At 44.8% G+C, this 14,488-nt stretch carries 12 protein-coding genes and 1 pseudogene; 5 read left to right on the forward strand and 8 right to left on the reverse strand.

What is annotated here, in order from left to right:
• Nucleotides 1-44 precede the first annotated feature (44 nt).
• Nucleotides 45-1,844, reverse strand: coding sequence for an excinuclease ABC subunit UvrC (gene uvrC / locus B9T34_RS17295; RefSeq protein ID WP_086214373.1), 1,800 nt, complete (start codon nt 1,842-1,844; stop codon nt 45-47).
• Between the two features lie 234 nt (nt 1,845-2,078).
• Here uvrC and B9T34_RS17300 point away from each other — a divergent pair, with 234 nt between their 5' ends.
• On the forward strand, nt 2,079-3,122 hold the full coding sequence (locus B9T34_RS17300; protein ID WP_086214374.1) for an AAA family ATPase: 1,044 nt from the start codon (nt 2,079-2,081) through the stop codon (nt 3,120-3,122).
• A 17-nt stretch (nt 3,123-3,139) separates the two neighbouring features.
• Here B9T34_RS17300 and B9T34_RS17305 read toward each other — a convergent pair whose 3' ends face one another.
• The 3 genes from B9T34_RS17305 to B9T34_RS17315 form a co-directional block, all read right to left on the reverse strand.
• Nucleotides 3,140-3,604, reverse strand: coding sequence for an SRPBCC family protein (locus B9T34_RS17305; protein WP_086214375.1), 465 nt, complete (start codon nt 3,602-3,604; stop codon nt 3,140-3,142).
• Nucleotides 3,605-3,715: 111 nt separating this feature from the next.
• Complete coding sequence (locus B9T34_RS17310; protein WP_086214376.1) at nt 3,716-4,159, reverse strand: PH domain-containing protein; 444 nt, start codon at nt 4,157-4,159, stop codon at nt 3,716-3,718.
• Between the two features lie 193 nt (nt 4,160-4,352).
• Nucleotides 4,353-5,423, reverse strand: coding sequence for a GGDEF domain-containing protein (locus B9T34_RS17315; RefSeq protein ID WP_086214377.1), 1,071 nt, complete (start codon nt 5,421-5,423; stop codon nt 4,353-4,355).
• A gap of 424 nt (nt 5,424-5,847) precedes the next feature.
• Here B9T34_RS17315 and fadB point away from each other — a divergent pair, with 424 nt between their 5' ends.
• Nucleotides 5,848-8,001 carry a fatty acid oxidation complex subunit alpha FadB gene (fadB, locus tag B9T34_RS17320; protein ID WP_086214378.1) on the forward strand — a complete coding sequence of 718 codons (2,154 nt, stop codon included), beginning with the start codon at nt 5,848-5,850 and terminating at the stop codon, nt 7,999-8,001.
• Between the two features lie 12 nt (nt 8,002-8,013).
• Nucleotides 8,014-9,186 (forward strand): acetyl-CoA C-acyltransferase FadA, encoded by a 1,173-nt coding sequence (gene fadA, locus B9T34_RS17325; protein ID WP_086214379.1) that lies wholly within the window; start codon nt 8,014-8,016, stop codon nt 9,184-9,186.
• Between the two features lie 49 nt (nt 9,187-9,235).
• Here the strand turns inward: fadA and B9T34_RS17330 are convergent, their stop codons facing one another.
• Entirely contained in the window at nt 9,236-9,952 is a 717-nt protein-coding gene (locus tag B9T34_RS17330; RefSeq protein ID WP_086214380.1) for a hypothetical protein, read from the reverse strand.
• A gap of 216 nt (nt 9,953-10,168) precedes the next feature.
• A pseudogene (locus B9T34_RS17335) lies at nt 10,169-10,345 on the reverse strand (tellurite resistance methyltransferase TehB); the annotation flags it as partial.
• Between the two features lie 152 nt (nt 10,346-10,497).
• Between B9T34_RS17335 and B9T34_RS17340 the strand changes: the two are divergent.
• Together B9T34_RS17340 and B9T34_RS17345 are read left to right on the forward strand one after the other, a co-directional pair.
• Nucleotides 10,498-11,196 carry a hypothetical protein gene (locus tag B9T34_RS17340; protein WP_086214381.1) on the forward strand — a complete coding sequence of 233 codons (699 nt, stop codon included), beginning with the start codon at nt 10,498-10,500 and terminating at the stop codon, nt 11,194-11,196.
• A gap of 289 nt (nt 11,197-11,485) precedes the next feature.
• Complete coding sequence (locus B9T34_RS17345; RefSeq protein ID WP_086214382.1) at nt 11,486-12,118, forward strand: hypothetical protein; 633 nt, start codon at nt 11,486-11,488, stop codon at nt 12,116-12,118.
• Between the two features lie 67 nt (nt 12,119-12,185).
• Here B9T34_RS17345 and B9T34_RS17350 read toward each other — a convergent pair whose 3' ends face one another.
• Together B9T34_RS17350 and B9T34_RS17355 are read right to left on the reverse strand one after the other, a co-directional pair.
• Complete coding sequence (locus B9T34_RS17350; RefSeq protein ID WP_086214383.1) at nt 12,186-13,529, reverse strand: GGDEF domain-containing protein; 1,344 nt, start codon at nt 13,527-13,529, stop codon at nt 12,186-12,188.
• 190 nt (nt 13,530-13,719) lie between these two features.
• Entirely contained in the window at nt 13,720-14,469 is a 750-nt protein-coding gene (locus B9T34_RS17355) for a hypothetical protein (protein ID WP_086214384.1), read from the reverse strand.
• Nucleotides 14,470-14,488 lie beyond the last annotated feature (19 nt).

Here is a 14,488-nt window from a genome sequence, read left to right on the forward strand (position 1 = left end):
TCATTGAGCATTTTGGTCAATGACGCTGCAGCATGATCCGCTATCTACTCATGCAAAATTTTATAAATGGTGCGCGCCATGACATCCCCTAAACCCGGCACGACTTTTAAATCATTCTCTGACGCTTTCAGCACCCCTTGAATGCCGCCAAAATGGGTCAGCAAATCACGGCGGCGTTTAGGTCCTAAGCCCGGAATCACTTCCAGCACGGATGAACCGCGCTTTTTATCCCGTTTGGCGCGGTGCTTGGTAATGGCAAAGCGGTGCGCTTCATCACGCACCTGCTGAATCAAATGCAGCGCTTTGTGATCTTCAGGCAACTGAATTTTTGTGCCATCAGTAAAATGCAGTGTTTCCAGCCCCGGCTTACGCCCCTCACCTTTAGACACCCCAACCATAAAAGCATCCAGCTCTAATTCCTGCATCACATCCATAGCCATATGCAGCTGGCCTTTACCGCCGTCAATCAGCAGCAAATCGGGCAGCATATGCTTTTTATATCGCCGCGTCAGCGCTTGGCGCATAGCCGCATAGTCATCGCCTGCGGTAATGTCATTAATGGAGAACTGGCGGTAATCGCGTTTACGCGCACCGCCCGCATCAAAGACCACACAGGATGCGATGGTGGCTTCACCCATGGTATGCGAAATATCAAAGCATTCAATGCTGTCTATAGGACGGTCTACCACCTGCTCCAGCTGATGGAAGCGTTCATTCAGCTCAAAATGATTGGCCAGCTTGCCTTTAATGGCATGCTGCACATTCATCTGCGCCAGCTCTTGCCATTCGGCCCGGGTTTCCCGCACTTTACTCTTGATCTGAATCTTTTTGTCAAAATGCTGCTGCAGCGCATCTTCCAACTCTTTACGGTTGGCTGGCTCAACATTGACGATGAGCTCAGCGGGCACTTCATCCGCCACTTGAAAATAAAAGTTGGCAATAAAATCGGACAGCATTTGCGCCAGATCATCACCCAGCATGTCTGGGAAATAACTCTTGCCGCCCAGCATTTTACCGTTGCGCACATGCATGATCTGCACGCAGGTCACCCCGGCATGGTAGGCAATGGCAATAATATCCGCCTCACCCTTCACTTTATAAATGGCCTGCTGCGACTGCACATCGCGCAGCAATGCCATACGGTCACGGTAAAACACCGCTTTTTCAAACTCTAAGGCCTCAGCTGCCGCTTCCATCTTGGCAATCAATTCCTGATTCAGCTCTTTGGTATCGCCCTGCAAAAAACGGATCGAGTTTTTCACATCTTCATTATAGTCTTCAGGCGAAATCAGCCCGACACACGGCCCAGAGCAGCGTTTAATTTGATACTGCAAACACGGACGCTTGCGCTGTGAAAAATAGCTATTTTCGCATTGGCGCACATTAAACAGCTTTTGCAGCACCACCAACGTATCGCGGGCATTATAGGCGCTTGGATAGGGGCCAAAAAACTTGCCCGCCTGATGCTTGCCCTTGCCGCGGCCCGATGCAATACGCGGATAAGGTTTGTCTGCCGAAATAAAAATATATACATAAGATTTATCATCGCGCAGCATGATGTTATACGGCGGACGATGCAGCTTAATCAGGTTCTGTTCCAGCAGCAGTGCTTCTGTTTCCGAACGCACCACCAGCGTTTCTATGTCGTAAATACGCGCCACCAGCGCCTGCGTTTTCGGATGCTCAATGGTTTTAACAAAATAGCTGGATACGCGGTTTTTTAAATTCTTGGCCTTGCCGACATACAGCAACTCGCCATCCTTGCCCAGCATGCGGTACACGCCCGGCAAAGTGGTCATATTGGCTAAGATTTTTTCGATATTGTCACGCGCGTTTTCGTTCACTGGCGGCCTGTCTGCTGGTCATTCGATAAATATTGCATCTGTACTGCTTTATGATGTGATGGTTTAGGGCGCATTTTCAAGCTGGTAAGCCCGCATTTCTGCATGATTTCAGCAATAACTTGATTGCTAAAAGCTATTATTGAAAAAACCGAAGTTTGCTATGCTCAATGTCTGCCAAAATATTGCCCAATTCAACGGTTTTGACCTTTGACTGTACTCCAAGGAATACACAGAATGACCAACGCCAATCCAGCTGTTCATGTCATCAAGCCATCGACCTCAACACACAGCGCATCAGAAAAAAACCGCTTGATTGGCAAGCCGCGTTTTCATTTTGAACCCGCTGCCGTGATGCAGGCTTTAAAACAGCGGATTATTGGGCAGGATGCGGCGCTGAATGAAATTGAAAAAATGCTGCATGTGGTCAAGGCCGATTTTTCCAGCCCTGAGCGCCCGCTTTCAGTTACCCTGATGCTTGGCCCAACGGGTGTGGGCAAGACTGAAACCGTGCGCCTGATTGCCGAAGCCATTTACGGACGCGCTGATGCTTTTTGCCGTATTGATATGAACACGCTGGCGCAAGAGCATTATGCCGCAGCCATTACCGGTGCGCCCCCAGGCTATGTCGGCTCCAAAGAAGGCCATAGCCTGTTTGATGAAACCGCCATTGCTGGCAGCCATACCCGCCCCGGCATTGTGCTGTTTGATGAATTGGAAAAAGCTTCCATTGAAGTGCTGCGCGGCCTGATGAATGTACTGGATACCGGCAAACTGACCTTAACTGCAGGCACCAAAACCATTGATTTTCGCAACTGCATGATTTTTATGACCAGCAATGTGGGCGCACAGGCGGCACAGCAGTATTTAGACAAACTGCATTTTCTGCCGCAGAAAATGCAGAGTCTTTGCTTAAAGCGGCTGCCAACCCAGCGCATTATTGAAAAAGTCATGCAGCGCAAATTTGATCCAGAATTTCTCAACCGCATCGACCGCACGCTGCATTACCAGCCTGTGCAGAATGATGCCTTGCCAAGACTGGTCGACATTGAACTGGAAAAACTGAATCAGCGCCTGCAGCATCAAAAGCGCAGTGTGTCTTTAACCGACAGCGCCAAAGCGCATTTTTGCCAAGGCCATGACATCCGCTACGGCGCGCGGCATCTGGCGCGTAAAATGCGCACAGAGCTGGAACCAATTCTAGCACTTGCCTGCCTGCATCTTCCAGAACAGGCGCACTTTACTATTGAGCTGCGCAGCGGCCAGCTGAGCCTGCAATAACAGCATCAAATTCCGAGCTACAGGGTCTTGGCATAATCCTGCAGCTGGTCAATCATTATATTCCAGCCGCTATAAAAGCCCATGTCTTCATGCTTCTGGCGGATTTCTGCTGATCTGTGCCGCGCAATGGCGGTCAATTTGGTTTTGCCTGCCCCAGCATCCTCCATCAGTATAATCGCGGTCATGAACGGATCTGCCGCGGGCTTCCAGCCTTCAGTATAGGTATCGCCAAAGACCAGCTTTTCGCCATCCACCACTTCTAAAAAGATGCCTTGGTTTTCGATCTGATTGCCGTCAATGTCAAATACGGTATTAAAGCGTCCGCCGGTTTTCAGATTGATTTCACAGGCGGTGATGCGGTGCGGTTTGGGAATAAAAAAGTGTGGAATGTGCTGCGGCTGCGTCCAGCAGGCCCATATTTTCTCACGCGGCACATCTAAAATACGCTCGATTTTTAAATCGGTTTCAGGGTCCAACTCCATGTTCGCAGCTCCTCTTTTTCTTGATTTTTTAAATGCAGAGTGCACTTAAGGCACATGCCTTGCCCGCAGGTACATCCATTTTATTTTGGAGGATTCAGCACGGCAGCAATGTTATTTTTTGCGTTCAATTTTACAGGCAATACCCGCATTTCCCTCCTGCAGCGCTTGGCAGAATTTGGATTTATTTTTGGGTGAAATCAATACCGCTTTGGCTTGACCATTCTGCTCATACTCAATTTTTAAGCGGTCTAAAGACAATGCCGGTGAAGCGATTGAATGATCAGTTGCAGCAACCTTTTGAATCTGCTGCAAAGGAATGCGCCATTTAAACAGCATGCTTTGCACCAGCAGCGTGTCTGCATCAATCTTATAGCGGGTGCTGAAAATTGGCCACCACACCAATGCCGCAGTTAGCACATATACAGCCGCATGCACAGGATACTGTTCCAGTGTGCCTTTGGCCTGCATAGTCAGCAGCAGCTGCAGCAGCAATCCCGTTAAAGAAATGAAAAAACCCAGCACCCACCAATCGATTTTTGAACGGAAAATTTGCATGTGTATTTGCCTAGCCTCAATGATGTTCTGCACAATGACTTCCTAAACTAGGATTTCTTGCACTCTGCATAGAGTCTAAATTAATCCCATATTTTTTTCATGGATTTATTTTAATTTTGCAGTGCGGCGCATCCATGGCCCAAATTCACAGAAATCTTATTACTGGTTTAAACACTTGCTGGCATATATATGTTTACTTGGTCTGATCCGCACTTTCTTTAATCCGCTTTTTGCAGGAATACATTTGCGCATCTGCGCCGTTGACCAAGGTCATGGCATCCAAATAGCCATTGATATGATCGGTTTGCTGCACGCCAATGCTGAGGGTGATGTTCAGCCCCTCTTCCAGCAAGCACTCTAAAAGCCGCGGCACCACACTTTCCTGCACCTGAATTTCTGTACAGTGCGGCAGAACCAAACAGAATTCATCTCCGCCATAGCGGAAGCAGTGATCATCAATACGCGCGACTTTTTTGATTGCCTCCGCCACCACCTGCAGCACTTTATCCCCAAAAGGATGGCCTTGCTGGTCGTTAATGGTTTTAAAGTCATTAATATCAATAAAGACTACGGTCACAGGCTCTAATGCCCGCTGCGCAGCGTACAGCACACTGTTTAAAATACTGGAAAAATGCCGCACATTCAGCAGCCCTGTCAGCGGATCGCGCTGCGATAGCTCTTCCATTTCCTGCGCGCGGTATTCAAGCGCATGTGCATACTGCTCTATTTTTTCTTTGGAGCTTTTAATTTCATTGACCAAGCTCCAGACATAGGTTTCAACCACCAATGTGGTATCAAACATAAATAGCTTTTCTAAGGTTACCGCGATTGCTTCATAATGATCTGCATCGGGCAGCAGGTGTTTCAGCAGCTTCATCAGCATGGTTTTTAAAGTTTGCACCGCAGACAAATACAGCTTCGGCTCAACCCCAATGCGTTTATGCACCATGCCTATGCGCAGGCGGTTATTCACATAGTCGCTGTCATAATTGCCAGAAAAGAGATCCAGCAAATACTGATGCTGAGCGCGCTGCAAACGTTTTAAGGTATCTAAATCGCCAATTAAGGTAGAAATTTCTGGAATAGATGTCTGGTTGTCATAAAAATCTTCAACCATAGAATCCAAGCGCGGCGCAACAAGGCCGCCTATAGCTGCTAATTCGTCCAGCTCTTGATTGGTTAAGCCCAGCAGCTGTTTTCGACGTTCAACATCCTGCATCGAAATATGCATTTGGTGCATTAAAGTTTGTTTTGCCGCCTTCATGACAAGTTGCCATCCCCCGAAAAAACTGCAGATACGTCTCGCAGATTCGATTTAACTGAAGCAAAAAATCCAACGGGCCTAAATCAGGCCTGATTAAAACAAGTTTGTATGGGTTATTGAGTGTGACGCTGCCATTGCTTTTTAACGCAAGCTTACTTATGGGCAGCCGCTATTGATATATGCCAAATGTCTTATATATTGATGAATCGGCATTTTTTTCTTCATTTTGCATAAAATATAACCTACAAAATTTCAAATGTCAGTGAAAATTTTAGGTGACCCTAGCGTCACGGCTTGATACAACTTGTTATGTCCTTTTTAGATATAGTTATCGTAAGATTGGCGAAGCATAAATGTGCGCGGGAAATGCGTACATGCTTCACAACATCAACTTAGAAGTCCTCCAAAATAAAGGAGATCAGGCATGATCCACGCTGGCAATGCCATTACCGTCCAAATGCTTTCGGACGGAATTGCAGAATTCCGCTTTGACTTACAAGGTGAGTCGGTCAACAAATTTAACCGTGCAACGATTGAAGATTTTAAAGCAGCCATTGAAGCTGTGAAGGCGAATAGCGAAGTTAAAGGCTTAATCGTTACTTCGGCAAAATCTACCTTCATCGTTGGCGCAGACATCACTGAGTTTGGTGAAAACTTTGCTCAAGGCGAAAGCGCTATTGTTGAGTGGGCTATGCCTGTTCACGACATCTTCAATTCATTTGAAGATTTAGAGATTCCTAAAGTGGCTGCTATTAATGGCATGGCTTTGGGCGGCGGTTTTGAAATGTGCTTAGTCTGCGACTACCGCGTGATGTCAGAAGCGGCTCAAGTGGGCTTGCCTGAAATCAAACTGGGCATCTACCCAGGCTTTGGCGGCACAGTGCGTTTAAGCCGTGTGATCGGTATTGATAATGCCGTTGAATGGATGGCAATGGCTGCGCCTAAAAAGCCTGCTGCTGCGCTAAAAGACGGTGCTGTAGATGCTGTGGTTGCTGCTGACAAACTGCAAGACGCTGCAATTGATTTGGTAAAACAAGCGCTTGCTGGCCGTGTAGACTGGAAAGCGAAACGCCAAGAAAAAATTGATCCTGTTAAATTGAACCCGCTTGAACAAATGATGGCGTTCAATACAGCAAAAGGCGCAGTGCTTGCAAAAGCAAACCCAGCGCAATACCCAGCGCCAAAACTGCTTCTTGACTCTTTACAAGCAGGCGCAAGCTTGCCGCGTAACGAAGCGTTAAAAATTGAAGCTGAAGGTTTTGCTAAAGCTGCAATCACCCCGCAAGCAGGTGCACTGATCGGTTTGTTCATTAACGACCAGATCGTGAAGAAAACCTCTAAGCGCTACGAAAAAGGCGCACACCCTGTAAATCAGGCAGCTGTGCTTGGCGCGGGTATCATGGGCGGCGGTATTGCTTACCAAGCAGCCAGCAAAGGCACGCCAATCATCATGAAAGACATTGGCAACCCGCAGCTTGCTTTGGGTATGAAAGAAGCGAATGGCCTTCTGACTAAACAAGTTGAACGCAAGAAAATGACCCCAGCAAAAATGGGCGAAACACTTGCACGCATCCGCCCTACTTTAAGCTATGACGAATTCAAAGAAGTCGACATCGTGATTGAAGCGGTAACGGAAAACCCGAAAGTGAAGGGTATCGTACTGGCTGAAACTGAGAAAAATGTTCGTGAAAACACGATCATTGCTTCAAACACCTCTACGATTTCAATCACGCGCTTGGCTGAAAACCTGCAGCGCCCTGAAAACTTCGTCGGCATGCACTTCTTTAACCCAGTTCACATGATGCCATTGGTCGAAGTGATCCGCGGTGAGAAGACTTCTGCAGAAGCGATTGCTACAACTGTCGTTCTTGCTCAGAAAATGGGTAAAACGCCTATCGTTGTGAATGACTGCCCGGGCTTCCTTGTGAACCGTGTATTGTTCCCTTACTTCGGCGCGTTCGACCTTCTACTTAAAGATGGCGCTGACTTCCAGCAAATCGACAAAGTGATGGAAAAATTCGGCTGGCCTATGGGCCCTGCTTACTTGATGGACGTTGTCGGCATCGACACTGGCGTTCACGGTGCAGAAGTGATGGCTGAAGGTTTCCCTGACCGTATGAAGCCTGACTATAAAGGTTCTGTACAAGTAATGTACGAAAACAAGCGTTTGGGTCAAAAGAACGACGTTGGTTTCTACAAGTACGAACTTGACCGTAAAGGCAAAAAAGCCAAAGTGGTTGATCCAACTGCGTATGAGCTGGTTGCTACTGTTGCAACTGCGGAAAAACGTGAGTTTGACGCTCAAGAAATCATTGACCGCATGATGCTGGCATTCTGCAACGAAACTGTTCGCTGCTTAGAAGACAACATCGTAGCGACTGCTTCTGAAGCTGATATGGCGATGATTATGGGTGTAGGCTTCCCTCCATTCCGCGGCGGCCCATGCCGTTACATCGACCAAACAGGTGTTGCTGAATACGTTGCGCTTTGCGACAAATACGCGCACTTAGGTAAAGCTTATGAAGCGCCGCAATCACTGCGCGACATGGCTGCTAACAACAAAAAATTCTACGGTTAAGGAGCAACGTGAATGGCTACTTTAAATCCGCGTGACGTTGTCATCGTTGATGGCGTACGTTCTGCAATGGGTAAAACCAAAAACGGTATGTTCCGCAATGTGCGTGCAGACAGCTTATCTGCTGAACTTGTACGCGCTTTAGTTGCCCGTAACCAGTTTGATGTAAACGAAGTTGAAGATGTAATCTGGGGCTGCGTTAACCAAACTTTAGAACAAGGCATGAACATTGGCCGCAACATCGCGTTATTGGCTGATCTTCCTAAGACTGTTGCAGGTCAAACTGTAAACCGTCTGTGCGGTTCGTCTATGCAGGCAATCCACACAGCTGCAGGTCAAATTGCGACGAATCAAGGTGATATCTTCATCATCGGCGGTGTTGAGCACATGGGCCACGTTGGCATGATGCACGGCATTGACTTGAACCCTGAAGCGTCTAAGCACTATGCAAAAGCGTCTAACATGATGGGCTTAACCGCTGAAATGTTAGGCCGCATGAACGGCATTACACGTGAAGAGCAAGATGCGTTTGGTGTGGAATCTCACCGCCGCGCTTGGGCTGCGACACAAGAAGGCCGTTTCAAAAATGAAATCGTAGGTATTGAAGGTCATGACCAAAATGGCTTCAAAATCCTATGCGACATTGACGAAGTGATCCGTCCAGATGCAAACATTGAAGCGTTCCGTTCATTGCGCCCTGTATTTGATCCGAAAGGCGGCTCTGTAACTGCTGCAACATCTTCAGCTTTGTCTGATGGTGCTTCTGCAATGTTATTGATGTCTGCTGAACGTGCTCAAGCGCTAGGTCTTAAGCCGCGTGCTGTAATCCGCTCTATGGCTGTTGCAGGCTGTGATGCTGCGATCATGGGTTACGGTCCAGTTCCAGCAACTCAAAAAGCGTTGAAACGTGCTGGCTTGTCAATTTCTGACATTCAAACCTTTGAATTGAACGAAGCGTTCGCTGCACAAGGCTTGTCTGTTCTTAAAGGCTTAGGTGTTTATGACAAACAAGACATCGTGAACCATAACGGCGGCGCGATTGCTCTGGGTCACCCATTGGGCTGCTCAGGCGCTCGTATCACGACGACTTTGCTGAACGTTATGGAACAGCAAGATACGCAAATCGGTCTTGCGACCATGTGTATCGGCCTTGGCCAAGGTATCGCGACAATTATCGAACGTGTTTAATTTTTAGTTAAATACTGAGATATAAAGAACCCCGCGCAAGCGGGGTTCTTTATATCCATTTGTAGAAATACAGCATATAGACACATAACAGCACTAGCCCTATTACACCGATCCACCGATCAGTATCAAAATTAATTTGATACCCACCCTTTTTCATTTTTAGTAATGCTTCTAAACGAATATAACCATTAAGTAAGTAAAAAATACCACTTATAAATAATAGTGAAGGGAAGCTGTACTGGAGAAAAAATAACACCCAAAAAATTATCAGCATAAACCATGCTAATAATGTAGTAATATGAGTAAAATAATAAAGGTATTCTTTACGATTGACTTTAAATCGCACAAAAAGATTTAGTATAAAAAAATGAAAAAAACTAAGACAGGTTAAGAACCATTTTTCGGATTGGGCTTTAAATACATTATTTTTATTTATATACTCTAAAATATCAATATTCTGACCAACCGCTCCAAATTTTTTAAAGGTGTATGCACGACTTATTATATTTAACTGATTTGAAAAGTAAGCCAATAAAAAATCATCAAGATATTCAAATTTATATTCGTAATAAGGATGTTCCCTAGGATCTGGTGAATACTCTATTATCTCAATATTTGTGCCATCAATAAGAATGTGCTTTGCAGTCTGCCTACCTTTCAAATACTCATAATTTTTCTTCTCAAATACTTTTATATTTTCGATCGTTTTAAACCCAAGTTTTTTTTGGACTTGCAGTAAAATTCTTTCTAATATTTTTGCTTTCATTTTACGGGGTGTATTATTTTTAATAAGAATATTACATTTAAAATTATTTAACAACAATATCTAAATTTAAAAATCACAAATTGTGTGTAATTTAGGAAAATATATATCAGTAGAAATTTGGTCAGGAAAACTATTTCCTTATATAGACCTGACTTATATAAAAGAGGTCCAAAGAACCTCTTTTTATTTCTTAGATTGTTCACATATTAATGCAAATTATTCCACTGTAATTTTCTGCGCCAACAACGTCGCAAAATGCTGCTTAATCTGCTTGCCCTGCTCATCGACCCGATGCAGCTCCCCTACATTTTCATTGTATTTCACAATTTTCCAGCCATCGTACAGCGCACTTAATTCCCCTACTTTAAAGCTAAATGGAAAGTCAGGCCAAATAATAAAATCTATCACTCCACTGCATTGATCAACATACAGAAATTTATTACTTCAAAATTTGAGTTTGACGACTTTTTGAGCGTTTTAATGGTAGGCTTAAAGCCAATAAAAAATTCAGCTTAACTATATTTCAAATGAGTCGGAGTCTATCGATGTTTGCATCCACTTTAAAAACCATCATTTGCTTAGGCCTCATGGGAACTTTATTTACAGGCTGCGCCACTAAAACCCTGATGACTAAAGACAATAAAACCTATACCCGTACCAATAACGTGACCTTAATCGAAGACCAAGTCGTAGCTTTTGGCCAACCCGCTCAGCCTCTGCCAAATTTACCTGCACATAGTTTAGTGATTGCAGGCAAACAAAACAGTTATATCCTGACCCAAGGCGGGCCTCAATTTGTCAGCTTAATTGGGAAACTGGACCCGAAAAATATTCAAGTGACCCGAGACCTGCGTTTCAATTCAGAAAAGAACGATGGTCATTTCACAGGCACGCTGCCATTGTCTTATGTGAAGCTTAAAGAAGACATCACTAAGAAAGATCGGGAATTTTTTATTGAAAATGGCGCTAAGGAATGCTCAAGCTCCAGTGATGACCGCATGGCTGCACAGCGCTTCTGTTTCGAGATTAAACTGGCAGGTGTGGTCTATCCTGCAGCGAACAATTTAGCGTCTTTAAAAGCCTTGAGTAAGCCTTATCAGGTGAGTATTTATACCCAGCAACAGGAAAGTTATAAATCCAAATCGGGCATGAATCCTCTTGAAAAATTAGTACTGCTGCCTTTTGCCGTCGCGATCGATGTCGTGAGCCTCCCTTTCCAAGCAGCCAATAAAATTTTTGACTAACCGTCAAATCTTCATTTTTATTAAAACTTAGATTCTCAAAAAGCCCCTCAACATTAGGGGCTTTGATATTTGGCGCTGAACAAGATCAAATAACTAATTTCTAAATACCTATTTAAAAATAGAAAGCCAAAATGTAACCGATCCGAAACATCATGTTATCACTCTGTAAATATGGTTGAATAATCACACAACTTTAGCTTACAACACGATCAACTCCAAAAAAAACAATCATTTAAGCATTAACATAGTGTCCTCTTTCAACCCAATCACAAAATTCAGGATGCTACCCATGAATGCGATTAAAACTGCTATGGCTATTGCTCTAGTTGCAGGTACAACTTCAGCTATGGCTGCAGAAGCAACTCCAGCTGTAAACCCACTTGCACAAGTAAAAGCTGATGCAGTAGATGCTGCAGCTGCTGTTAAAACAAGCACTGTTGCTACTAAAGACGCTACTGTTGCTAAAACTGTAGAAGTTAAAGATGCTGCTGTTGCTAAAACTGTAGCTGCTAAAGATGCCACTGTTGCTAAAACTGTAGCTGCTAAAGATGCTACTGTTGCTAAAACTGTAGCTGCTAAAGACGCTGCTGTAGCTCAAACTGTAGAAACTAAAGACGCTGCTGTTGCTAAAACTGTAGCTGCTAAAGACGCTGCTGTAGCTCAAACTGTAGAAACTAAAGACGCTGCTGTTGCTAAAACTGTGGCTGCTAAAGACGCTACTGTTGCTAAAACTGTAGAAGTTAAAGACGCTGCTGTAGCTAAAACTACAGAGGTTAAAGACGCCGCTGCGACTGCAACGATGAGTGCTGAAGCGAAAAAAGCATGTGCAGAAAAATGCGCAGAGAAAAAAGCTGAAGCTGCAAAAGCTCAAACTGAAGAGAAAAAAGGTTTCTTCTCTTGGTTCAAGAAAAAAGCGGCTTAATTCTGATTAAGTGACAAAAAAAAGATGCCTCAATAGGCATCTTTTTTTTGCATATCGCCTTCATCGCTCAATTGGGGTAAGGGTATTCTTTAAACTGGTATTGATTTTTTCCCAGCGCCTTAGCAAGATATAAGCATTGATCGACATGCTGCAGCATGCTGGAATAATTTGAAATATCCAGCTGTTTAAAAGCCGTCATTCCCATACTAAACGATAGATTTAAGCTTAGATCGCCATGATGAAATGGCGTAGCCGCGCAGCGGTCCAAAATTGATTTGCACAGCGCGCGCCCCGTGTCGGCAGTACAGTCAGCGGTGACAATTAAAAACTCCTCCCCGCCCCATCGGCTAATAAAACTCTCTGGCGGACAGCTTTTTTTCAAAATCTGCGCCAAGTGAATTAAAACCAAATCTCCGACATGATGCCCATATTGGTCATTCACACTTTTAAAATCATCGACATCCAGCAAAATCACGCAGCCTTGCTTCACAGCGTTCTTTGCAAAGACTTGCTCTTTCAATGAATGCCGGTTTTTCAATCCCGTTAATTCATCATTAAACGTAACACGCTGCAAACGCAGGTACAGACGCTGATTGCGCATGTACAATTCACAAATAAACAGGAAAAGAATTAAATAAATCCCCAGCGCCAAACGGTAAGCACTAATGCGTGAAAGCATATGGATTTGCGCATCCGACCAGTATTCGCCAGCCAGCGGCATTGCCGCATAGCAGCCGCAGATTAGCGTCATCAGGCCAATCAGCCAGCAAAAGGCCTTAACCTTGTATTTCACCGCGAAATAGCACATGAGCAGCGGCAAAACCATGCAGGCATAAAAAATCTGATCATGCGAAATCACATACTGAATCAGCAGCGCCGCAGCCAAATAAAAATAATCAATCAGCGGAATGGATGACCATTGTTTTGCGCCATACAGCAGGCAAATCACACTTAAACCCGTGGCAGCCTGCTCTAAAAAATAATCGATAAACTCAAGATAATTACGCCCAACCTGAAAAATAGCCGCAAACAATAGACTGCCGGCGAAAGCGCTTAAAATAATGGGCAGCGTTAGAATGATGGTGTGCTTAAAGCGCAGGCCTTTAATCCGGCTCAGCGCCAAATGCAGTTTAATAAACAGCCAAATCTGCAGCGCAGAAATTCCGCACAGTAAAAATCTTTGCTCCACTGTTTTCACTTGATCGCTGAGCAAAGAGGCTGTAAAAATTGCACTGAAGGCATACAGCAGAATCAATAGATCATGGCTTAATTGTTTACGCAGCCGGATTAAAAAAAATGCTGCAAAGGCATTAATCACCCAGATCGGGCTGATTAAAAAATCTTGGGTATAGCCAATAGTCACCCAAGCCAATGTAAAAATGGCCAGCCACAGCAATATTAATGGTTTCATTCTTTAAAAGCAGTCATGGGGATATTACGCGGTATGTCAAAAATTGAGCAGCGGCAATATTAGCAAATCGTCTGCCGCTTACGCAGAGTGATAATGTAAGCGGCAAAAACAAGGTCCTTCTGTTTAAAAATACACTTTTTGCGGTTTTAACAGGCATCATGCAAATAACGATCAGCCCAATAAATACGCATCACAGCTTCTCTGCAATCTGCTCCTGATTCTCTGCTGTCACCTGCCTCATTTGCTGGTTCAGCGCAGAAATTTCTTTATACAGCGCATTAAATTGCGCCAAAGGGGCATCTTCATAAAACATGAAAGTCTTGCCTTTCTTCTCCCATTTATTATTTTTCAGCACCAGAAATATCGCATCTGCTTTGGCTAAGCTTTGCTGCTCCAGTGCATACAGCGCTTGGCTATCATCACTTTGCTGACTCTCCCGCAAGCTCTGGATCAGCTGATGGCGGTATCGGCTTTCAATTGGCAAATTTTTTGCCTGTTCCAAGCTGTTTTGCTCAAATTGCTGCATCTTCTGCGCATAGCTTTCTACAGCAGCATGCACATTTTTCAGCATATCCGCAGTAGCTTTATAGTCCTGTTTTTTATCTGCCGCCAAGCGGTCAATATCTAAAAACCGATCCCAGTCCAGCGCTTTTAATTGCCGGATATACGCATTGCGCGCTTCGGCATTTTGGATCATCTGGCTCAGCACAAAATTGGCCATCACCTGATAATCGCCCTGCAGGCGCGGGTCAGTCACATTGACCTGTATCGGCTGATCTGCATCTTGAGCCTGCTTAAAAATCAGCTCAGTTTTTTCCAGCAGCACAGTTTGATACAGCTGCAGCTGATCCGCTTCTTTTTGCTGCTCACGGTATTGATAGAACATGCCGCCAAAAATCAGCACGGTTGCAGCAGTGAGAATAATCAAGATACGCGGCATAAAAATACTCCGAATCCCA

Origin of the sequence: Acinetobacter sp. ANC 3813, from assembly GCF_002135435.1 — a bacterium.
Classification (GTDB): domain Bacteria; phylum Pseudomonadota; class Gammaproteobacteria; order Pseudomonadales; family Moraxellaceae; genus Acinetobacter.